Here is a 22,734-nt window from a genome sequence, read left to right on the forward strand (position 1 = left end):
CTAAAAGTAAGCAGATTTGTTTAAATTGAACTGCAATCAAAAAACAATAAAAATGAAAACAATCTCCACCTTTATTATTGCATGCTGTTGTTTGGTGATATGTAATGCCCAAGGACCCAATCCGCCTGAAATTGACGAAAAAGAAGCAGTTAAAAAAGTAGTTGAAACTTTTTTTGACGGTTTTCACAAACAGGACTCTGTGATTATCAATAGTACGGTCGCTGACAAGGTAGTATTACAAACTACCGGAAGAGATAAAGAAGGCAAAACAAGATTTAGAACCGAAAAATTTCCAAATTTCATCAAATCGATTACTAGTATTCCTGATAGTATAAGCTTTCAGGAAAAGCTGACATCTTTTTCAATACAAGTGGATCGGACCATGGCAAATGCTTGGGTAGGTTACGAATTTTGGCTGAATGGTAAATTCAGCCACTGCGGAATCAACTCGTTCCAACTTGTAAATTTCGATGGAGAATGGAAGATTATCTATTTAATTGATACTAGAGGGAAGGCGGGTTGCTTGAAAGAGTAATCAGTCGGATAAAATTTTGATATCCTCGACCAACCTTAGAACGTCATTGCTGTCGGTTCCGTTGTACACCCCCCGAATTTGTTTTTTTGTATCCACTAAAATGAAATTTGGGGTATGGATAAAGTCTTGAAGGCCGCCATCCCCTTGGTCAACAGCTGCAAAGTAACTTTTTCGAGCTAGATTATAGATATGCTTTTTATCTCCAGTGGTAATGTTCCATTTGGAATCAATCGCCCCGTGTCGATATGCATATGATTTCAAAATGGGAATGCTGTCCATTTCTGGGGTGACAGATATCGACAGTAACATAACAGTATCATTGTCAAGGAAAGTGTCTTGCAGCGTTTTCATATTGTTGGACATAATGGGGCAGATGCTGGGACATCTAGTGAAAAAGAAATCGGTGACATAAATCTTGTCTTCATAATCTGCTTGAGTCACCATTTTTCCATTTTGATTGGTCAGACTAAAGTCAGCAACGGTATGGGAGCCCTTCACATCTTGTACTTTGACATCCACCAAATCAGGATTAAAATCTTTTGGGCCAAAAACAGGCAGTTCTGTTCTTAAATTGGAAATTAAGTAAAAAACAGCTAAGATACCTATGCCTAAAAGGACCAGAAGTATCTTGAGCTGCTTTTTTTTGTTCATCAGTTTTAAAGTATAGAGGTTGTGATTTCTAGGTCAGCGTTTTGCCAAGCTTTGTCAAATTCTTCTTTTATCCTTTTTGCCTCTTCCGTTCTCCCTTGAGCTTGAAGACTGTTATACAACCCCATTAAAGACCATCCATTTTGTCTAAGTACCTTCAAATCTTCTCTATATATATTTTCTGCCTCTTTATATTGTTTGGCCTTCATTAATTGGGCACCCAAATTTTGTCTTGTGGGAATATGCCAAGCGGCCGGTTCAGTATAGGTGAGTCCGTCTTCATAATCTACAGCATTTTTAAGGTGTTCAATGGCTTTTGAATTATCACCATTCAAAGCCGCCAACTCGCCGGCAATCACTTCATATGCGATTTTAGCCGAGTTAATGGACGGATTGTGGGCGGTGGCAACCAAGTTTTCCAACTCTGGATCATCTTTTAAGGATTTAATGGCATCCAGTTCTTCTTGGGCCTCTTTACTGTTTCCCTTACGGATAAAGGCCATGCCCCTTGCATAATGACGTATAAGATTGAGGTGTTTTATTTCCTTATTTGGAGCAGGAATGGTCAGAATCTCATTCCATTTTCCAAATCGTACATAGGCCAATAGTGGAGTAGAAGCAAAATCTTGTAAAAATGGCATGCTTATGAGTTCACCGGTTGGGACTTTTTCTGCTGTTTTTTTGGCTGCATCAATGGCAATATCACTATTGCCCAGCAGACTTGCCGCAGACCATAGAAAATGAATGTTGTGCGGATAGTATCCTAAAGGATATAGGCCTTGGGAATAGCATTGCGAAATATAATCCTCATCCGCAAGTATGGCATCTTGATTGGCCTTTACCGCATCTAAATAACGTCCCACACGGATATAAATATGGCTTGGCATATGTACCAAATGTCCAGCTGCAGGCATCAATTCTCCTAATCGGTCGGCACTGGCCACTCCTAGGTCCGGTTTGGGTAGCTCCACCATATGAATATAGTAATGATGGGCACCAGGATTGTTTGGGTTTATTTCCATAGCCTTTTCCAAGGCTGCTTTTGCTTCTGTAATATTTGGAGATGGATTCCCATTTTCATCCCAGTAGTTCCATGGAACGGTGTTCATCACAGCAGCTGCATACAAAACCTGCACTTCGGCATCTTCGGGATATGCTTGAAGTACTTCTGCCATGGCATTCATGTAGGCGATATTGAGTTCTTCCACATTCTGGGTTAAATCGTCACTGTACCTTGCGGTCAATGCATTGATTAAGGCCTTTTCTTTGGGTGTGGCGTTTACGGCCAAGTTCTTGGCTTTTGCCAAGGCCTCGTTAGTTTTTATTTTCCGCTCTTCTGGAGGCAACGGGTCATTGATGTTTGGGCCTAAAGCATAAGCTTGACCCCAATAGGTCATGGCCGAGGTTGGATCCAAACGGGAGGCCTCCATAAAAGAACGATGTGCTTCTGCATGGTTAAAGGCATAGGTAAGTCTCAACCCTTGATCAAAAAAGGTTTGCGCTTGTGGATTTTCAGTGGTGATAGGATAACTTAGATTCCCCAAGTTTTCAAACAGCGGAGCAATCTGCTGTGTAGAGTCTACTACCTCCAATAAATAGGTGGTTGGTGTACATTTAATAAAGCTGAAGGATGCTTTCTGGTGATTTTTTGAAGCTCTTGCATTGTTTTTGGTCAAAAAGTGAACTGTAGTCAATAATGCCAAAACCGTTATAGCCCAGGTCAATTTTGTTTTCATAATTTTTTAATAATAAAGTTCTCTTCGTTTAAGTTTTGCTTGGCGAATACGTGGGGGAAGAGCTATCCTGTTCGTAGGTTGACGTTATTGGGAAGGTATTTATTGAACCAAAGCTTTAGAACGGATGCTTATTTTATAATTCGCTGTCAGTCAACTACTAAAGTAGTGAAAGTTCAATGATTTTGGTGCCAATTTTGTGTAGGATGCCTGTTTTATTGTGTTTTGGGTAAGGTTACTTTTATTTTTCTCCGGTCATTAATTGAACATAGAGTCTTTCTACCTTATCTCTTGCCCATTGTGTTTTTCTCAAAAATTTAAGGCTGGACTTGACAGATGGGTCTTTTTTAAAGCAGTTGATGTTGATTCTGCTTGCCATTTCTTCCCAGCCATAGTGCTCTACCAACAATTCTAATATATCAACCAACTTTACACCATGCAATGGATTGTTTGGCTGGTATTGTTTGGGATTCTTCTGTTTGTTCATAAAAGCAAATGGTCTTGGTTAGCAATCACTCAAAAATACTCCTACGGCCAGGCCTCCTTCAGAGGTCTCCTTGTATTTGCTATTCATATCCTTTGCTGTTTCCCACATAGTATTGACAACCTTGTCTAAAGGGACTTTAGCTTCTTTGGGGTCGGTATCCATGGCAAGTTCGGCAGCATTAATAGCTTTTATGGCTCCCATAGCATTTCTTTCAATACAAGGAACCTGTACCAGACCTCCAATGGGGTCACAGGTGAGCCCCAAATGATGTTCCATGGCAATTTCAGCAGCCATTAATACTTGTTCTGGGGTTCCACCCATTAACTCGGTAAGTGCTCCGGCGGCCATGGCAGATGATACGCCTATTTCAGCTTGGCACCCACCCATGGCAGCAGAAATAGTGGCTCCTTTTTTAAATATGGAACCAATTTCACCAGCGACCAATAAAAACTTTTTAATGTCCTCAAAATTCCCATCATGGTTTTCTATGACCAAATAATACATAAGCACTGCCGGAATTACCCCGGCACTTCCGTTGGTTGGTGCTGTAACCACCCGCCCAAGAGAAGCGTTTACCTCGTTGACGGATAGTGCAAAACAACTGACCCATTTAATGATTTGGCGAAATTTAACCTCTGTTTCACGAATACTTTCTAGCCATTCTTGTGGATTGGAGTAGGGGTGGGAACCTTTTAATTTTTCATGCATATTAAAAGCACGACGTTTTACGTTTAATCCCCCTGGAAGTATTCCCTGTGTATGGCATCCAGTGTACATGCATTCGAGCATAGTATTCCAGATGCGTTTAAGCTCGCTATCAATTAATGCATCCGAACGTAGGGATTGCTCATTTTTCAAAACTACTTCTGAAATGGAACTGTTTTGCTGGTCGCAATAAAACAAGAGCTCTTCACCTGTTTTAATTGGGAAAGGAAAAGTTTTAAAGGTTGCTTTGTTTTCCCTGGCGTGTTCCAGTTCTTCTTTGACCACAAAGCCACCACCAATAGAATAATAGGTTTCTGTATGTGCATCTCCACTCTTAAGTATTGCAGTGAATCGAATGCCATTGGAATGAAAAGGAAGAAATTCTTTTTTAAAGACAATGTCCTTTTCAAATTCAAAACCGAGCTTCAGAGAGCCGTCAAAATCTAACTTCCTACTTGCTTTAATATTCTCGATAATGGAATCAATACCTTCCGTGGGAACGGTCTCGGGGTCAGCACCCAATAAACCCATAACAACAGCTATGTCTGTAGCGTGCCCCTTTCCGGTCAATGAAAGTGAACCATAAAGGTCAACCTGAATTTTATTGACTTTGCTGAATAATTGTTGTTCTTTTAATTCGGCTATCCATCTTTCCGCAGCCCTCCATGGACCTAAGGTATGTGAACTTGAAGGGCCGACACCAATCTTCAACATGTCAAAAACACTAATGCATTCCATGGATGAAACTTGAGCTGTTAATTTTGAAGGCCAAAATAGGTAAAATTGGCTAGCTGTATGAGGAAATCGATATAAAAGAAAGACAATCTTTCTAGGTGTCTGACACCTTGTCATATTCTATGGCATGGCATAATCATTGTCATTGCTAGAGCGATACTAAAACAGAATTTTCAACAGATATAACTTTAGATACAATGAGCAAAATTATAGGTATTGACTTGGGTACGACCAACTCCTGCGTTTCCGTAATGGAAGGTAATGAGCCCGTAGTAATCCCAAATGCTGAGGGTAAGCGCACAACACCCTCCGTAATTGCATTTGTGGAAGGAGGAGAAATCAAGGTCGGAGACCCGGCAAAAAGGCAAGCGGTCACCAATCCACATAAAACAATATATTCCATTAAAAGATTCATGGGAAATAAATTCTCTGAATCTAAAAAAGAAGCAGATCGCGTTCCTTATAAAGTAGAAAAGGGCGACAACGATACTCCAAGAGTTGACATCGATGGGCGTTTGTATACCCCTCAAGAGCTTTCGGCAATGATTCTTCAAAAAATGAAGAAAACCGCAGAAGATTATTTGGGTCAAGATGTCACTCGAGCAGTAATCACTGTACCTGCTTATTTTAACGATTCACAACGTCAAGCTACAAAAGAGGCTGGTGAAATAGCAGGTTTGACTGTTGAAAGAATCATCAACGAGCCTACCGCTGCTTCTTTAGCTTACGGATTGGATAAAAAGGATACAGACCGAAAGATTGTAGTATTTGACTTTGGTGGAGGAACACATGATGTTTCTATCTTGGAATTAGGTGATGGCGTTTTTGAGGTATTGGCGACAGATGGAGACACCCACTTGGGGGGAGATGACGTAGATCAAAAGATTATCGATTGGTTGGCAGAAGAATTTAAGAAAGACGAAAGTCTTGATTTAAGAGAAGATGCCATGGCTTTGCAAAGACTTCGTGAAGCTGCTGAAAAAGCAAAAATTGAATTGTCAGCTTCTGCACAGACCGAAATCAATTTACCATACGTAACTGCTACGGCTTCCGGCCCTAAGCACTTGGTAAGAACATTGACCCGAGCCAAATTTGAACAATTGATAGACGATTTGGTAAAAAGAACTATTGAGCCTTGTGAGACAGCTTTGAAAAACGCAGGTCTTTCAAAAAGTGATATTGACGAGATTATCTTGGTGGGTGGTTCAACCCGTATTCCTGCTGTACAGGAAGCGGTAGAGAAATTCTTCGGAAAAAAACCATCAAAAGGTGTGAATCCAGATGAAGTGGTTGCCGTAGGAGCTGCTATTCAAGGTGGTGTATTGACAGGAGATGTAAAAGATGTATTGTTGTTGGATGTTACCCCTCTTTCATTAGGTATTGAGACCATGGGTAGTGTATTCACCAAATTGATTGAGGCAAATACGACCATTCCAACTAAGAAATCCCAGGTTTTCTCAACGGCAGCGGACAATCAACCTTCTGTTGAAATCCATGTGTTGCAAGGAGAGCGCCCAATGGCTGCAGATAACAAAACAATCGGAAGGTTCCATTTAGATGGTATTCCACCTGCGCCAAGAGGCACACCTCAAATTGAAGTGACCTTCGACATCGATGCAAACGGAATTATTAAGGTTTCTGCTACAGATAAGGCCACAAATAAGACTCAAGATATCCGAATTGAAGCTTCATCAGGATTGACCGAAGAGGAAATTCAAAAAATGAAGGCGGAAGCGGAAGCAAATGCTGAATCTGATAAAAAAGCCAAGGAAACTGCCGACAAGTTGAATGAAGCAGATGCGATGATTTTCCAAACAGAAAAACAGTTGAAGGAGTTTGGCGATAAATTATCTGATGATAAGAAAAAGCCGATTGAAGAAGCTTTGGAAGAATTGAAGAAAGCATACGAAACCAAAGATGTGGTTGTTATTGAGCCCGCTTTGGAAAAAATCAACGAAGCTTGGAAAGTAGCCTCTGAAGAAATGTACAAAGCACAGGCTGAAGCTCAAGCCAATGGGACAGATGCTGCAGCTGGAGCTGAAGGAGCCGGGGGAGGAAGTGATTCCGCTGAAGGTGATAACGTTGAAGACGTAGACTTCGAAGAAGTGAAATAGTATTAAAATTCACAAACAAAAAAAGCCCGCAATATTGCGGGCTTTTTTGTTTGAAATACTATTTATGCGGCATTTAACTGTCGTATTTCCAACTCTTGTAGTTTCTTTAAAGCCTCAGCTTTTGAGTTTACATTGAGCTTTACATAGATATTCTGAATGTGAAAATTCACTGCACTTGGGGTCACACAGAGTCTATCCGCAATCATTTTATAGGTGTACCCATGGGTGAGTAATTCTATAATTTGATTTTCTTTTTTTGAAAACCTATCGAAAGTTTTAATTTGAAAAGAGTGGATTATTTTTTTGGCCACATCGTGCTCCAAGACTACTCCATGTTGATGTAGATCGGCTATGGCATTAAAGAGGCGATTTTTAGTCAAAGGCTTGGTCAAAAAGCCATTGGCACCTTTTTTAAATGCCTCTTTTATGATTTCAAAATTAGATTCTTGACTGATCATCAAAATTTTGGGAGAGGAGCTAAACCTATTGAAGAATTGAATTCCATCAATTCCTGAGATTCCATTCAAATTGACTTCACAAACGATAATATCTGGACTTTCCCTCTTTGATTTGGATAAAAATGTATTTACAGAAGTATGTATTTCTATTAATTCATACAAAGGTTCGTTACTGAAATAAAAATGATATAGGGGGTGTAGTTTTTCATCATTGTCAATAATTACAATTTTTAATGGGTTAGTTTTCATGGTTATTGGATTTGGATTATCTGATTTTGTCATAGTTGCCATCATGTTGCCAAAAAATTGGCAAAAGGTATCCGTCTGCCATATCTCTGTTGAGGTACATATGGAAAAGCTTAGAAGTTCCGCACTATTAGTTTGAAACGACAGAAGCTTACCATCAACCCTATGGGACAGGCTGATAATAATCCTTAAAAAGGATTAAATCAATGGTAGTTTAAAAAGTGTTTAGGAGTACTAAATAGAAACCTTTGCTTGGTCCGGAGGATTGCATCGTGCACTTAAAATTGTAGCTTTTTTCATGAGTATAAGATTTGGGTTTTGTGTTATTTCAAGATTTAAATTAGTTTTTTTATTTCTGCAGAAAAATTTTTTGTAGTTTTTTTCGTTCAAATGCACTTTTCTGTTTTTACCACAAAAGGGGCAATTTATGGACACTACATATGTATAAAATAGAATAGGATGCTCTTTTAGAGCATCCTATTCTTGGCAAATCGGTCCGGATGAAATAACACAACCCGCATCTATGATAACCTTCGGTTCCCCCCGTTCAATTTATCATAGTTCAATAATGTTCAGTATTTGACAAAATCAGATAATCCCAGGTAGTGGACCAATTTATTTGACATTTTAATCTTCATAAGATGTACTGGTGTACTCATATGAGGTTCCAGCATTCAAAGCAGTATCAAGACTTTTATCATTATAGGCAATCGCATCTGTATCCATAGTCTTCTGCTTTCTATATGTGATAGTGACTTGTTCAATGGTATGGTTTAAGCCTCTGTTGGATACCACGTAACTTTCTCCTTTTTCAATATCGAGTTGAATGGCATAATCATCTCTACTGCTATTGATATGACCTCCTAAGTTAACAGAGGGGGTAAGTTTGTTATATGTTACCTGTGTGGCGTAGAGATCAAGCCCTCCAAAACCATCGCGACCTTCAGATGCAAAGAATAACAGTGTGCTGTTATAGATGTTCGGATATAATTCATCTTCTTTGGTATTGACCTTAGGTCCAAGGTTTTTGGACACACCCAAGCTCCCATCTGAACTGATATCAGCGACATAAATATCGTATTTTCCATAGCTTCCCTTCATGTTGGAAGCAAAGAACAAACGTTTTCCATCTTCTGAAACCGTAGGATGTTTGGCGGAAGCATATTTTGGACACACTTTCAATTTGGTGATATTGCCCCATTTACCATTTATATTTTCAGCACGATAGATTTCATGAACAAGTTCTTTTTTTGAAAACAGTCCATATTCCGGTTTTTGCTCTCTAGATTTGCTGAAATATGCTGTTTTACCATCCTGTGTCACTGACATTGAAGGTACATAACCTTCCAATGTAGATAAATGCCCATTGTTATCAATGTCTTGAAGAACTTCTTTTGTGTTTTCAAACTTAATTGGATTTTGGGCTGCAATTTGTGCTATACAGACTAAACCAATAAATAAAGTCAAGTTGTTGGTGAATGAACGTGTCATGATGTATAGATTTGGGGGTTAATACATGACAAATTTGAAGAAAGTTTTTTGAGAATTACCTATTAATTATTCATAGTTTTTGAATTATATCGATAAAAAAATGCATTTTATCGAATATTTTTTAGATAATTAACATATTGAAAGGCGTGAAACTTCCAGTAATCGATGTTTTATGCATTTTGACGAGATTCAAACATTCCCTTTTTAAGTATTTTGGAAGTGACTAATTGATTTTTATGTATTTGTTCAAGTAGCGTTCCTGACTTGAGGCAGATTCGGCTTTAGCAGATGTGAAGTATTTTGGAGTTTGCATGGAGCTTTGGCTTGTTGTATCTAGAAATCGGACCAACCTTTTTAAAAACTCATAAAACAGAAATGAAAATGAGGAAAAAGAACACCCGCCAACATGCTAATAACTAACTAAACCACATGAACATTGCATCACAACCTATAATAGGCTAGCGGGTGTTCCATATTATAGATGGTCATTTATATAAAAGGATGCTTTACCAAAAGCTGCTTTATGATAAATTTGTGAGTGCGTGGTTTTAATTTAAAAGAATTTACGGTTGTTATGCCGACGTCTGTGGGATGGGTTTCAAAACTCTGTATTCAACATTTAATCCACTAATAAGAAAGCAAGTGCCCTGGTCTAGAGGTCATTTTCTTGAGTGGAGGGGCAAATTGCGTAAGTTTTATGCCCTTCACCGCTACCTTATATTCTTCGAGGGTCGGAGTTCTTCCCAGAATGGCAGAAAGAACAACCACGGGGGTTGAGGCTAGCAACGACTCTCCCTTTTTGCGGTCAGAATCTTTTACAACCCGCCCCTGAAATAAACGTGTAGATGTGGCCATTACCGTATCTCCCTTCTCTGCTTTTTCCTGATTTCCCATGCAGAGGTTACAACCGGGTCTTTCTAGATATAAGATATTGTCGTATTCAGTTCGTGCAGTATTCTTAGGAGCAGCATCATCAAATTCAAAACCGGAATACTTTTGCAACATTTCCCAGTCTCCCTCTTCTTTGAGTTCATCAATAATGTTATAAGTAGGAGCGGTCACTACAAGAGGTGCTTTAAACTCTACTTTTCCATATTCTTCCTCTAGGTTTTTCAACATTTTGGAAACAATTTTAATATCACCTTTGTGAACCATACAAGATCCTACAAAACCAAGATCTACATGTTTGTCTCCACCATAAAAAGAAAGCTCCCGAATGGTATCGTGGGTATATCGCTTCGATACATCTTCATTATTAACATCAGGGTCAGCAATCATTGGTTCATCAATAATATTCAGATCAACCTCGAATTCTGCGTAATACTTGGCATTTTCATCTGGGGTCAAAGGCGGTTTTTTCCCTGATTTTATTTCAGAGATTCGTTCGTTGGCCTTGTCAATAAGTCCTTGAAGCACTTTCTTTTCATTATCCATGCCTTTATCAATCATAATCTGGATTCTCCCCTTGGCAATCTCAAGCGATTCAATTAGGGTGTCATCTTGAGAGATACAGATAGAAGCTTTGGCTTTCATTTCTGCCGTCCAGTCTGTAAATGTAAATGCTTGATCCGAAGGAAGTGTTCCTATATGTACTTCGATAATTCTTCCTTGAAATACATTTTCCCCTCCAAATTTCTTTAGCATTTGCGATTGGGTGGCATGTACAACATCACGAAAATCCATATGGTCTTTCATTTGACCCTTAAATGTCACTTTTACCGACTCGGGAATTGGCATGGATGCTTCACCCGTGGCCAAAGCAAGGGCAACCGTACCAGAATCAGCACCAAAAGCTACACCTTTAGACATTCTAGTGTGCGAATCACCACCGATAATGATGGCCCAATCGTCCACAGTTATATCGTTAAGCACTTTGTGGATTACGTCCGTCATGGCATGATATTCACCTTTTGGATCACGGGCGGTTATCAGACCAAAATCATTCATAAAACGCATTAATCTCGGAATGTTTTGTTGGGACTTTAAATCCCAAACCGATGCTGTGTGACAACCCGACTGGTACCCACCATCCACTATGGGGGATATTACTGTTGCGGCCATCATTTCCAATTCTTGGGAGGTCATCAAGCCAGTGGTATCCTGGGAACCAACAATATTTACCTCAACTCGAACATAAGAACCTGCATGCAAAGTCGCGCCTGAAGTACCGACTGCATTTTTATTGAAAATCTTTTCTACAGCGGTAAGACCTTGTCCTTCATGAGAAATTTCTTTGGAAGGTGCAAATACGAGAGGAACGTCTATACCAAGCATTTTTGCAGCAAATGTTTGAAGTTTTTTACCGAATACGACAGCGTATGAGCCCCCAGCTCTCATAAACTCCATCTTTTGGGGAGTGAATGCTGAGGAAACATCCATTAATTCTTGGTCACCGTTGTATAACTTTTTGGTTTTGGTATTGATGGTGAATACAGTACCCGTATCAACTGAATAGGCCTGCTCCAAAATTGGCTCACCTTCGTCATCTACAACAAGATTACCCTCGGCATCATATTTTTTCACCCAGTTTTTCAAATCCAAACCTATACCACCTGTTACACCTACCGTGGTTAGGAAAATTGGAGAAATACCATTTGTTCCAGCGACAACAGGTGCAATATTAATGAATGGCACATAAGGGCTAGCTTGTTTCCCAATCCAAAGGGCCACATTGTTTACCCCCGACATTCTTGACGAGCCTACACCCATGGTTCCTTTTTCCGCAATCAACATAACCCGCTTATCTGGATGCTCAGCTTGTAACTTAAGAAGTGCGTTTTGCTGTTCTTTGTTATGCTCAAACATACATTGACCGTGCAGTTCACGGTCTGACCTAGAGTGCGCATCACTTCCAGGAGAAAGCAAATCTGTAGAGATATCACCTACACCAGCAACAAATGTGACCACTTTGATTTCTTCTTCAACCTCAGGAAGTTTAGTGAAGAATTCAGCTTGTGCATAGCTTTTAATAATATCCTTAGCGATATCATTACCCTTTTTGAAAGCATCTTCTAAACGTTCCATATCAGCTTCGTAGAGAAATACCTGTGTTTTTAACACCTTAGCGGCTTCACTGGCAATAGCCGAATCATTGCCAAGAGCTAAATCCAAAAGCACCTTAATGGAAGGCCCACCTTTCATGTGGGATAATTGTTCAAAAGCAAAATCAAGCGTAATTTCCTCTACCGTGATTTCTTTTAGAATGATTTCTTTTAAAAATTGAGCTTTCACATTAGCGGCACTTGTTGTACCAGGGAGCGCATTATAAATAAAAAAATTGAGGGAATCTTTTCGGTGTTCATTGTCCAAATCTTTGATTTGGTCTATAACCTCACCTAACAATCCGGCATCATCAATTGGTTTAGGGTGAAGTCCTTGACCTTTTCTTTCTTCAATTTCCTTAAGGTATTCGGTATATCTACTCATAAAAATTCTATTTTCACTTGAAGAGTACTTATTGTTCACTTCAAGAAACAAAAAGAGTGTTTTTTCCAGTCTTTCTTAGAAACGCAAAAATAAACAATGCGCCCAATTTACCTACCAAAGTTCCATCTAACTTAATTATGGCACTATTGAATTTAACTCTTTTTGATAGGTTATCTCAACGGTGCATATCATGTTCTATTATTGCAAGAAGTAAGATATCCAGTTCTAAACAAGGAAAACCCGCCTTTTCTCGACTTTCCTAAGAGACAACATTTTAGTTGTATTTTGTTATTTAGGTCAATTTAGAAATCATTGATTCTAGACCTGGAGGCATATAAATTTTCAGTAAACTATCCGCAAAGATATTTTCTTGACGGATAGCTCCTTTTAAAATGTAACTACAATCTTTCCTCTTAAGTAAAAGGAGTTCCAGGGGTAAAGTGAATTTCTTCGGTAGAGGCCGGTTTATTGAACAATCTACTTTCTGTAGCGAATTGTGTCTCATTCCACTCCGTGTCGAACAGGTTTTCAACAATCTATTTCCCTAATACGTACTCGTTGACATTCTTTAAATTGTGAGTATCTATTTCTTGAATCTGTTCTAAAAAAGCTTCAAATTTTTTTAGAATGTCCCACTGGGTAATAGCCATGTAATCAGTATTGTAATAATATTCAAAGAGAGAATGGACGTTAACCAATACCATTGTTGTTGTACCTCTCGAATTTAGCGTCGTCGTTTGCCAAGTATTGAATTTAAGCGATGTTATGGATTTATAAAAAGCGATCTTTTTTGATGTTGCTATTTCGTTTTTTTCGGGAAACAGAAGAAAGTTTCCCTCCCAAACGATAGGAGAGCCCAAAGAAAATTTGTTGGGTATCCCTTATAAATTGCCCCTCTTGAAAAACAGTCCTGTAAGTTTCAAAGGCAAAACGTTGGGTGCTAAAAACATCATTGGCATTTATACTTAGACTTCCGTTTCCATTGGCAAAATTGTATCGTAGCCCCATGTTCATGTAGTAATTGGGTTTCAGCTCATATTGCAGAATCTCTTGTCTACCACTGTAAAAACCGAATAGTGAGGCTGTGATATGTTTGTTGATGGTAAAATTATGAGTCCATTTTAGGTTGGTCAATGTATTTTGTACAGTTACCGCTTCACCTTCAATATTGCCCCTTTGTTGCCTTGTGTAAAATTCTATATTGACATTGGTGCGCCACCAGTTGGCGAGTTTGAGGTTGCTGCCCACTTCGATTCCGTAGGCATTGTTGCTGTCAAAATTATCATAGCTCAATCGTAGAAGGTTGGGGTCTTCTTGGTCAAATATGCCAATCCGATTGATTTCGTCCTGTATTCTTCTATAAAATACACTCGAGCTAATACTTCCCTTATTGAATCGATATATATGATTGGCTTCTATACTATTGCTGAACTGTGGACGCAATGCAAAATTTCCTGTCACCAAGACTTGCGGTGTTGTGGTTTGTCGTATAGGGTTTACTTGTCTAAAAGAGGGACGCTCAATTCTGCGTCCATAGCTCAACTGATATTGGTGATTACTTTCTTCTGATGGTTTGTAGCTTAAAAATAATGAAGGGAAAGCATTGAAGAGTTCCTGATTAAAAAGTTCAACGACAGATTGTTCCTGATTAAAAGACGCATCCACTAGATAATATTCAAAACGTGACCCTAAATTGAGATTGAATTTCCCCAATGTTGTGGAATACATAAGATAGGAAGAATAGATATCGCGATCGTATTGAAAGGTTGAGTTTTGTATGCTTCCATTGGTAGAAGCATAATTGTTTTCTATGTTGTTGATACGACTTTCACCACCCATTTCAAGCTTTGCTTTTTCGCCTAACGGCAAACTGTAATCGAGGTTCAGCGTGAGTACTGAACGGTTATCATCAACCGTTTCAATATAAGAGGGAACAGAGGTATTTCCCATAAAGTCAAAATCATTGGTCAAATCGCCATTAAAAAGGTTATAGTTTGCTTCAAGTTCCAAAAAATGAGCATCGCCATTGATCAACCATTTATAATCTGCATTGTAGGTTTGGGTGTGGTTGTCCCTTGTGAGCAAATCATATAAGGCAAAATTCAATTGGGCGTCATCTTCAAAGACCACATCTTTATCACCGTCAATTTCTAAATTGTAGAAATTTTGATTGGTAAAAATGGAGAAAACAGTGTTTTCAAAAGGATAAAAATCAATCCCCAACTTTATGACATTGGAATTTCTGTTATAAGCACTCCTGGTAATTTGATTCGAATTCAAGTCAAAGCGGTTCAGCATACCATCAATGATTTGATCCCCAAAACCATTGTTGTATTCCAAATAGTAGTTGGTCTTTTTATGTTTGAAATTGAGGGACAAACTGCTGTTATAACGCTCTTCTTGTGCAATAATAGAGTTAGCGCTAAAAGCTACATTCCATCCTTCTTGTGCAGTTTTTTTCAATACAATGTTGATTATACCATTTAAGCCATCTGGATTGTATTTTGCCGAAGGATTGGTAATCAGCTCTATTTTTTTGATGGAATTGGAAGGAATTTGTTGCAATACCTCGGCCGGATTTTCCAAATTACTCAGTTTCCCATCCACAAGAATCCGAACATTCTCACTGCCACGAAACGAAATATTTCCATCAGAATTAATATTCACAGAAGGCAAATTGTTCATAAGGTCGATAGCAGATGGCCCCTGCGATATTAGGTCCTTGCCCACGTTCACAACTTTACGGTCCAAGCGTTGTTCTATGGTTGATTTTTGCGAAGTTATCGTAACTCCTTCTAGGCGTTCAACACTTTCCGAAAGGTAAAGAACAGGAAGATTTATAATTTCATCTTCTTTTAACGAAACTGTGGTTTTATTTGAGGTAAAGCCTATAAACTCAATTTCCAACACATAAGTACCGGTAGCTAATTCAGTGAGTTTAAACTTTCCGTCATTATCGGTAATGGTTCCAGAAATTACAGTTTCCTCCTGTGTTTTAAGTACCACACTTGCAAATGCCAAAGGTTGGTTGTTTCCTTCGTCCAATACCTTTCCAAAAATAGTGCCGTTGAACTGTCCAAAGAGTGCGCTCCCCATGAATAAAGAAGCGTAAAAAAGAATTTTTCGCACGATTATGATTTTTTGATTTTGTCAAATCTAATTGAGGAAATCATGCAGAATTTTAAAGGTGGATAAAGGCCGTATCACAGCACACCAACAACCAACTTTTACTGATAATTCACATTATGGGTGTAAAAACAACTCTTTGTATGCGCAAAACATGTTTTCGTCCACTTCTTCATCGATTCATGAAGAATTACGGTTATTTTGGTTAAATTTCAATTGATATGGATTTTGGAATAAAACCAATGAACATAAAACGGGAAGCATTGCTCCACCTTCTTTTTTGGGGTTGTGTTTTTTTGTTTTCCGCCGCAAGTGCTAGCTGGTACTATGCAGATACTTGGGAACTCGTTGAGGTATATGGTTTTCGAACCCTACTTCAGATGGTGGTGGCCTATACGATTATTGGTTTCCTGGTTCCCAAAGTCCTTATTAAAAGAGGAAATATGGCATTTTCAATTTCAGTTATACTATTGTTTTCCGTGATTCATGCACTGTGCACATTGTACTTAGTGGAGTATTTGGTACCAACCTACCCATCTTCTTATGAAACATTCCTGAAACGTTTTGATGCCCCAACCTTCAAGAGCATTTATTTTAATTTCAATCAGTTTTTTTCAAAATCCTTGTATTATGCCTATCCATGTGTCATTTTAATGGCCATTTTGTTTTATAGGGAAAAGCAGCAACTTTTGGAGCTCCATGAAAAAAAGAGGGAAGCTGAACTACATGCCTTAAAGAATCAACTGAACCCCCATTTTTTGTTCAATACCTTGAACAGTCTGTATTTACTTGCTCTAAAAAAATCGGATAAAACAGTTCGTGTTATCGAAAACCTTTCACACATCTTGGATTATATGCTGTATCGATGCGATAAAAAATATGTGCAGCTCAAGGATGAACTGTTATTGATCAATAAATACATAGAGCTGGAGCAGATTCGGTATGGCAAAAGGGTCAATGTCACTTTTGATGAATCGATTACCGGTAATGAGCAAATTGCACCCCTTTTGTTTCTCACTTTCGTTGAAAATGCATTCAAGCATGGTGTTTCTCAGGAAATCAATACTGCAACAATTCAGATTCAGGTGGAAAATAAGGAGGACAATTTATTTTTCAGATTGAAAAACACGAAACCAAAAGCTTCGGTTGAAGCATCCGGACGTAGAAACCTGGGCTTGAGCAATGTTAAGAAGCAATTGGAATTATTGTACCCTAATAAACATCGTTTGAATATTATTGAAAAATCGAATACTTACCTAACTGAATTGGAGTTATGTCTGTAACCTACACCTGTTTGATTATTGATGATGAGCCTTTGGCCCAAGAACTTATTGAAGAACATGTTTCTAGAATCCCTGAGCTAAAGATTGTTGGTCGATGCGATGATGCTATGCAGGCATCTTCCTTACTTGCCAAACAGCATGTAGATTTATTGTTTTTGGATATCAATATGCCGGTGATGAAGGGTATCGATTTCTTTAAAAATCTGATTAATAAACCCCAAGTTATCTTTACCACGGCTTATCGAGAATATGCCCTGGAAGGATTTGAGGTAAGTGCGTTGGATTACTTACTGAAACCCATAACTTTTGAACGCTTTTTCTTGGCCGTCCAGAAATTCTTTAAGGCGGTGGAAAAGAGAGAATCTGTTTTCGTGGACAAGACAGTAGGGGAGAAGACCGAAGCAATTATTTTTGTGAGCCAAGGTCACCGCAAGATCAAAGTAGATTTAAATGAAGTAAGTTATATTGAAAGTTTCAAAGATTATATTAATATCCATACCACTCATAAGGAAATAAGAACCAAGGAAAACATTGGTGAATTTCAAAAAAAACTGGATGGCAGCTTTTTAAGAATACACCGTTCCTATATCATCAACACTAATTGCGTAACGGGCTATACAAAGCATGATGTGGAAATGGAAGAACAGGAACTTCCGATAGGCTCAAGTTACCGGGGAAAAGTTTTAGACTTTTTTGAAAGCTAGTGTTTTTCCCAACAAAGAAGGTTTGAACGATAAAACTAAAAACTTTTACTATATTGATTTGTAGATGAATGGGCTAGTTAATATAGAAATTTTGGACTGACAACGGAACAGACAGTTTCATATGGTTTGATGTAAAATAAAACCCTGTAAATTTTATTTACAGGGTTTCTTGTTTTGAGAAGGTGTCTCTCCGCGGAGGAAGAGGGATTCGAACCCCCGGAGGTGTGACCCTCAACAGTTTTCAAGACTGCCGCATTCGACCACTCTGCCATTCCTCCAATGCGGGTGCAAATATACTAACCTTTTTTATTTCTATAAAAGCCTCAAGACTTTATTTTTTTCAGGTCATAAATTCCATTATTACCTACTACATTTGCGCCCATGTACGAATGGTATCATTATTTGCTCTTAGTTGTAGTTGGCTTTGCCGTGGGTGTTATAAATACCATAGCTGGCGGTGGTTCTTTGTTGTCGTTACCTACTCTAATTTTTTTGGGATTGCCTTCAAATGTTGCCAATGGGACCAACCGAGTTGCCATTGTGATACAAACCACCATGGCTACTGCTGGGTTTAAAAGTAAAGGAATATCAACTTATCCATTTAATTTGTATTTGGGGATTTCCGCTTTTTTGGGATCTCTTATTGGAGCTCGCATAGCGGTTGATGTATCAGGGGAGACCTTTAACCGGATTTTGGCGATGGTGATGCTGGCTGTTGTACTGATTATCATCTTTAAACCCAAAATGAAGCTTCATGAGATGGAAGAACGTCTCACGGGAAAATACCTCTGGTTGAGTCTTATGGCATTTTTCTTTTTTGGTATTTATGGTGGATTTATCAATGCAGGACTTGGTTTTTTAATGATGCTTTTTATGCATTTTGTCAACCGAATGAATCTGGTTAGGGTAAACGCAACTAAAGTTGTGGTCGTATTTATTTATATGCTTGGAGCACTGGCAGTGTTTGCCTTTAATGATAAAGTTGACTGGAAATTAGGATTCATTTTGGCCATTGGTAATGGAACCGGAGCTTGGGTAGCAAGTCGGTTTTCGGTTAAAAAAGGAGATGGTTTTATAAAAACATTTTTAGTGGTTATGGTCATTATCATGGCCATCAAATTATGGTTTGGCGATAAGCTTACGGATTTTGTATGTGGCCACATTTTTCCAGCATTGTGTAACTAAAAGATTGACTTTTAAAAGAATATTTGATATGCCAGGATTTGAACTTTTTGGGGATAAAGAAAAGAAACAAGTGCAAGAGGTACTGGATTCAGGAGTGCTGATGCGCTATGGATTTGATGGCATGCGGAATGGGCACTGGAAAGCTAGAGAGTTGGAAGCAACGCTTTCGCAAAAAATGCAGGTGAAACATACGCATTTGGTAAGCAGTGGCACTGCAGCTTTGACAGTGGCTTTGGCCAGTGCTGGTGTTGGAGCAGGAGATGAGGTGATTATGCCAGCCTTCACTTTCGTGGCTAGTTTTGAATCCATACTGGCTTTAGGAGCTGTTCCTATTTTAGTTGATGTGGACGACACTCTTACGTTGGACCCAAAAGCAGTTGAAGCTGCTATTTCAGAAAAGACAAGGGTTGTAATGCCAGTACATATGTGTGGGTCTATGGCCAATTTGGATGCTCTACATGCCATTTGTACAAAACATGACTTGTTGCTGCTTGAAGATGCTTGTCAAGCCATTGGGGCAACTTATAAAGGAAAACCCTTGGGAAGTATTGGGGACTTGGGTTGTTTTTCGTTCGATTATGTAAAAACCATCACTTGTGGAGAAGGCGGTGCGGTCATCACTAACAACAAAACGTATTATGAGAATGCCCATAAATATTCCGATCATGGCCACGATCATATTGGAAATGATAGGGGAGCAGAGCAACATCCTTTTCTAGGGTACAACTTCAGAATTTCAGAATTGAACGCGGCAGTTGGTTTGGCTCAAATAGAAAGATTGGATGAATTTATTTCGATTCAAAAAAGAAACTACACTATTTTAAGAGAGGCTTTATCCCAAATTCCAAAAGTGGTGTTTCGAAGTATACCGGATGGAGGGGAGGAGAACTATTCCTTTTTGAATTTCTTCCTTCCGACAGAAAAACTCGCACAGCGGGCTCATAAATCTTTGGGAGCAAACGGAATCGATGGCTGTTTTTATTGGTTTGATAACAACTGGCATTATTACAGAAAATGGGAACATTTAATTGAACCAAAATCACTTGGTAAACTACCGCAGGATGTTTTGGATGCCCTTCCCGATTATTCTAAAATGGATTTTTCAGCCTCGGACCACTGGGTAGGACGTAATATTTCTTGTTTGATTAAATTAAGTTGGATAGAGAACGAGATCCGCGAACGAGCCAATAAAATGGTCAAGGCTATTAATCAAGTGATTTAGTACGATACGTACTCCACAATCTCCAACCCGTAGCCAACCATTCCCACACGACGTGTTTGTCCAGAATTGGTCAATAACCTGATTTTAGAAATGTCAAGGTCGTGAAGAATTTGCGCTCCAATTCCAAAATCTTTGGTGTCCATATCAATTTTTGGGGCTTTTAGGATACCTCTGGCTTGAAGTTTTTTCAATTCGGCCAAGCGCCCCAAAAGATTCATATGTTGATTACCTTGATTTATAAAGATCATAGCGCCCTTTTCTTCCGCATTGAGCGCATTGAACATACGTTGAAGCGTTTCATCTGGATTGTTGGTCAAAGTGCCCAACATATCATTGTTGACCAAAGTTGAGTTAATACGGGTAAGAACAGGTTCGCCAATCTTCCATGTTCCTTTCACCAAAGCAATATGTACTTGGTCATTCGTAGTTTGTTTATAAGCTCGTAAACGAAAATCACCAAAACGGGTTTTGATATCAAAGGCTTCCTTTCGTTCAATCAAGCTATCGTGCTCCATTCGATAAGCGATTAAATCTTCAATGGAAACAATCTTCAAATCAAACTTTTTCGCCACTTCCATAAGCTGTGGAAGCCTTGCCATAGTACCATCCTCGTTCATGATTTCTACGATGACTCCAGCAGGTTTCAAATCGGCCAAACGCGCAAAGTCGATAGCAGCCTCGGTATGCCCGGTTCTTCGTAGTACCCCACCTTCTTTGGCAATTAAAGGGAATATATGTCCGGGACGAGCTAAATCATGAGGTTTGGTGTCTGCTTCGGTAAGCGCTATTACGGTTTTGGCCCGATCAGCCGCGGAGATGCCTGTGGTAACCCCGTTTCCTCTTAAATCTACAGATACGGTAAATGCAGTTTCCAGCGGATCTGAATTATGGGTGACCATTTTGTGAAGTCCAAGATCTTCACATCTCCCTTCAGTCAACGGAGCACAAATGAGTCCACGGCCATGTTTGGCCATAAAATTTATCGTCTCCGGAGTAATGAGTTCCGCAGCTGCAACAAAATCTCCTTCGTTTTCACGGTTCTCATCATCTACCACTATGATTACTTTGCCCTGTCTGATGTCCTCAATGGCATCTTCGATGGCATTAAGCTTGGTCTTACCTTCTTTTATAGCCATTAATCTTCTGAGTTGTTAGCCTTTTTCTTAAAGAGATTTTTGATACCGTCAATAATGTGCTCAAAACCTAAAAGACCTTTATCTGCGGTGGCCCTTCTGGTCAGGGAGATTCCGAGGGGTAGCATAATCATTGTAGGTAACCATGCTCCCAATATTTCATTGATGTTTCCTTCCTTGGCATAATTTGTCGCAAAGACACCTAAGAAATAATAGGTCAAAAATAGGATAATGGCCACTACCATGGGTAAACCAAGACCTCCTTTTCTAATAATCGCACCTAATGGAGCTCCCACAAAAAATAGAATGATACATGAAAAAGCCAATGCATACTTTTTGTGCAATGACAATATATGACTCCTATAGAATTTGAACCGCTTTTGCAGTTCTTCTTTTTTGGAAATGACGCTGTTCTTTATATTCGTCACATTATTTTTTGCACTACGAATAACTTGGGTGCGCTGCCACTCGGGGAGGGCCGCTATGGCGTCATCCATGTTTTTGATACTGTCCTTCCCTTTTATGGATGTCTTAAGGTACTCTTCATTCAAGGATGGATTAATTTGGGTACTGTCTTTTTTTGCCTTGACAGGAAACGCTCCCATTCTGTTGGTAATGTTTTTGGAGAAAGCTTCTACTTTTTCTAAGTTATTCTTGCCTAAAGAATCAATATCCTTGATCAATCGGCCTACATTTTTCATTTTATCCGTAGTGATATTCCCGTCTTCTTCCAAATCTTGGTTATTGAGCTCGGAAATGTCTATGTTGATAATATAGGTTTCAAATTTAGATTTGGCAAAGGGATGCTTTTTCTGATCCTTGGTGTTTTTTCGCTCTAATTCCTGATAATAATTGCCATCTTTCAATACCAATTGTATGATGTCGGAATCTTCACTACTGATCAACTCCCCTGATATGGCCTTTATTACTGTATTATTTACGTTTTGTTTTGTTTTTTTATGAATGATCACGTTGTCCAAAAAACGATCTTGCTCTCCATATTTTTTTTCCACTTTTATGTTCATGCCTGCGCCTGTACCTTCAAAATCACTAAAAACCCCTTCGGTAATGGCCGCGGCAGGTTTTACCTTGGCAATATTTCTTCTGAGGTTGAACATTTTCTGTTCGGATTTTGGAATTACATTGTTCGCAAAGAAAAATGTGACTCCACCTAAAAAAATCACATAAACAATAAGGCTTCGCATGCCTCGTTGTAACGAAATACCAGAAGCTTTCATCGCGGCGAACTCATAATTCTCGGCAAAGGTGCCAAAGGTAAGAATGGACGATAGGAGCACGGTAAGTGGCAATACCTTATCAATCAACGTAGGAATAAAGTAGAAAATAAACTTTCCTATAATAACAATGCCCAGGCCTTTTCCTGCCAAATCATCTATAAAGAGCCAAATCCCCTGAAAGATGAATATGACAATCAGAATGAAAAAGGCGCTAAAGAAATTGTATAAAAATCGGGATAATATATACCGGTCAAGTATTTTCAAT

At 39.0% G+C, this 22,734-nt stretch carries 16 protein-coding genes and 1 tRNA gene; 6 read left to right on the forward strand and 11 right to left on the reverse strand.

Annotated elements, in window-relative coordinates:
• The first annotated feature begins 52 nt into the window (after positions 1 to 52).
• Positions 53 to 535, forward strand: coding sequence for a nuclear transport factor 2 family protein (locus E4661_RS04645; RefSeq protein WP_136465656.1), 483 nt, complete (start codon positions 53 to 55; stop codon positions 533 to 535).
• Here the strand turns inward: E4661_RS04645 and E4661_RS04650 are convergent, their stop codons facing one another.
• The 4 genes from E4661_RS04650 to E4661_RS04665 form a co-directional block, all read right to left on the reverse strand.
• Positions 536 to 1,186, reverse strand: coding sequence for an SCO family protein (locus E4661_RS04650; RefSeq protein ID WP_136465657.1), 651 nt, complete (start codon positions 1,184 to 1,186; stop codon positions 536 to 538).
• Between the two features lie 5 nt (positions 1,187 to 1,191).
• Positions 1,192 to 2,919: a tetratricopeptide repeat protein gene (locus tag E4661_RS04655; RefSeq protein WP_136465658.1), complete on the reverse strand. Its 1,728-nt coding sequence runs from the start codon at positions 2,917 to 2,919 to the stop codon at positions 1,192 to 1,194.
• Positions 2,920 to 3,157: 238 nt separating this feature from the next.
• A complete protein-coding gene (locus E4661_RS04660) occupies positions 3,158 to 3,403 on the reverse strand; it encodes a VF530 family protein (protein WP_136465659.1) in 246 nt (81 codons plus the stop codon).
• Positions 3,404 to 3,421: 18 nt separating this feature from the next.
• The gene (locus E4661_RS04665; RefSeq protein ID WP_136465660.1) at positions 3,422 to 4,846 is read right to left on the reverse strand and encodes an L-serine ammonia-lyase; all 1,425 of its coding nucleotides are present in this window, start codon (positions 4,844 to 4,846) and stop codon (positions 3,422 to 3,424) included.
• Positions 4,847 to 5,040: 194 nt separating this feature from the next.
• On the opposite strand from E4661_RS04665, the gene dnaK reads away from it, so the two are divergent.
• Positions 5,041 to 6,957 (forward strand): molecular chaperone DnaK, encoded by a 1,917-nt coding sequence (gene dnaK / locus E4661_RS04670; protein WP_136465661.1) that lies wholly within the window; start codon positions 5,041 to 5,043, stop codon positions 6,955 to 6,957.
• 62 nt (positions 6,958 to 7,019) lie between these two features.
• On the opposite strand, the gene E4661_RS04675 is transcribed toward dnaK, so the two are convergent.
• The 4 genes from E4661_RS04675 to E4661_RS04690 form a co-directional block, all read right to left on the reverse strand.
• On the reverse strand, positions 7,020 to 7,664 hold the full coding sequence (locus E4661_RS04675) for a response regulator transcription factor (RefSeq protein WP_136465662.1): 645 nt from the start codon (positions 7,662 to 7,664) through the stop codon (positions 7,020 to 7,022).
• Between the two features lie 624 nt (positions 7,665 to 8,288).
• Complete coding sequence (locus tag E4661_RS04680) at positions 8,289 to 9,152, reverse strand: TolB-like translocation protein (protein ID WP_136465663.1); 864 nt, start codon at positions 9,150 to 9,152, stop codon at positions 8,289 to 8,291.
• 627 nt (positions 9,153 to 9,779) lie between these two features.
• Positions 9,780 to 12,578 carry a bifunctional aconitate hydratase 2/2-methylisocitrate dehydratase gene (locus tag E4661_RS04685; RefSeq protein WP_136465664.1) on the reverse strand — a complete coding sequence of 933 codons (2,799 nt, stop codon included), beginning with the start codon at positions 12,576 to 12,578 and terminating at the stop codon, positions 9,780 to 9,782.
• A 771-nt stretch (positions 12,579 to 13,349) separates the two neighbouring features.
• Positions 13,350 to 15,707: a TonB-dependent receptor gene (locus E4661_RS04690; protein ID WP_136465665.1), complete on the reverse strand. Its 2,358-nt coding sequence runs from the start codon at positions 15,705 to 15,707 to the stop codon at positions 13,350 to 13,352.
• Between the two features lie 218 nt (positions 15,708 to 15,925).
• Here E4661_RS04690 and E4661_RS04695 point away from each other — a divergent pair, with 218 nt between their 5' ends.
• Positions 15,926 to 16,987 carry a sensor histidine kinase gene (locus E4661_RS04695; RefSeq protein ID WP_136465666.1) on the forward strand — a complete coding sequence of 354 codons (1,062 nt, stop codon included), beginning with the start codon at positions 15,926 to 15,928 and terminating at the stop codon, positions 16,985 to 16,987.
• On the forward strand, positions 16,978 to 17,691 hold the full coding sequence (locus E4661_RS04700) for a LytR/AlgR family response regulator transcription factor (RefSeq protein WP_136465667.1): 714 nt from the start codon (positions 16,978 to 16,980) through the stop codon (positions 17,689 to 17,691). Before E4661_RS04695 ends, E4661_RS04700 begins: the two co-directional genes overlap by 10 nt.
• Positions 17,692 to 17,884: 193 nt before the next feature.
• Here the strand turns inward: E4661_RS04700 and E4661_RS04705 are convergent.
• A tRNA-Ser gene (locus E4661_RS04705) sits at positions 17,885 to 17,969 on the reverse strand.
• Positions 17,970 to 18,072: 103 nt separating this feature from the next.
• Here E4661_RS04705 and E4661_RS04710 point away from each other — a divergent pair.
• Positions 18,073 to 18,876, forward strand: coding sequence for a sulfite exporter TauE/SafE family protein (locus tag E4661_RS04710; protein WP_136465668.1), 804 nt, complete (start codon positions 18,073 to 18,075; stop codon positions 18,874 to 18,876).
• A 28-nt stretch (positions 18,877 to 18,904) separates the two neighbouring features.
• Positions 18,905 to 20,098: a DegT/DnrJ/EryC1/StrS family aminotransferase gene (locus E4661_RS04715; RefSeq protein WP_136465669.1), complete on the forward strand. Its 1,194-nt coding sequence runs from the start codon at positions 18,905 to 18,907 to the stop codon at positions 20,096 to 20,098.
• Here E4661_RS04715 and ribB read toward each other — a convergent pair.
• On the reverse strand, positions 20,095 to 21,234 hold the full coding sequence (gene ribB / locus E4661_RS04720; protein WP_136465670.1) for a 3,4-dihydroxy-2-butanone-4-phosphate synthase: 1,140 nt from the start codon (positions 21,232 to 21,234) through the stop codon (positions 20,095 to 20,097). The two genes, E4661_RS04715 and ribB, sit on opposite strands and share 4 nt — an antisense overlap.
• On the reverse strand, positions 21,234 to 22,733 hold the full coding sequence (locus E4661_RS04725) for an LptF/LptG family permease (protein ID WP_136465671.1): 1,500 nt from the start codon (positions 22,731 to 22,733) through the stop codon (positions 21,234 to 21,236). The genes ribB and E4661_RS04725 overlap by 1 nt, the downstream gene beginning before the upstream one ends.
• Position 22,734 lies beyond the last annotated feature (1 nt).

The organism is Flagellimonas onchidii, assembly GCF_004804315.1.
Classification (GTDB): Bacteria; Bacteroidota; Bacteroidia; order Flavobacteriales; family Flavobacteriaceae; genus Flagellimonas; species Flagellimonas onchidii.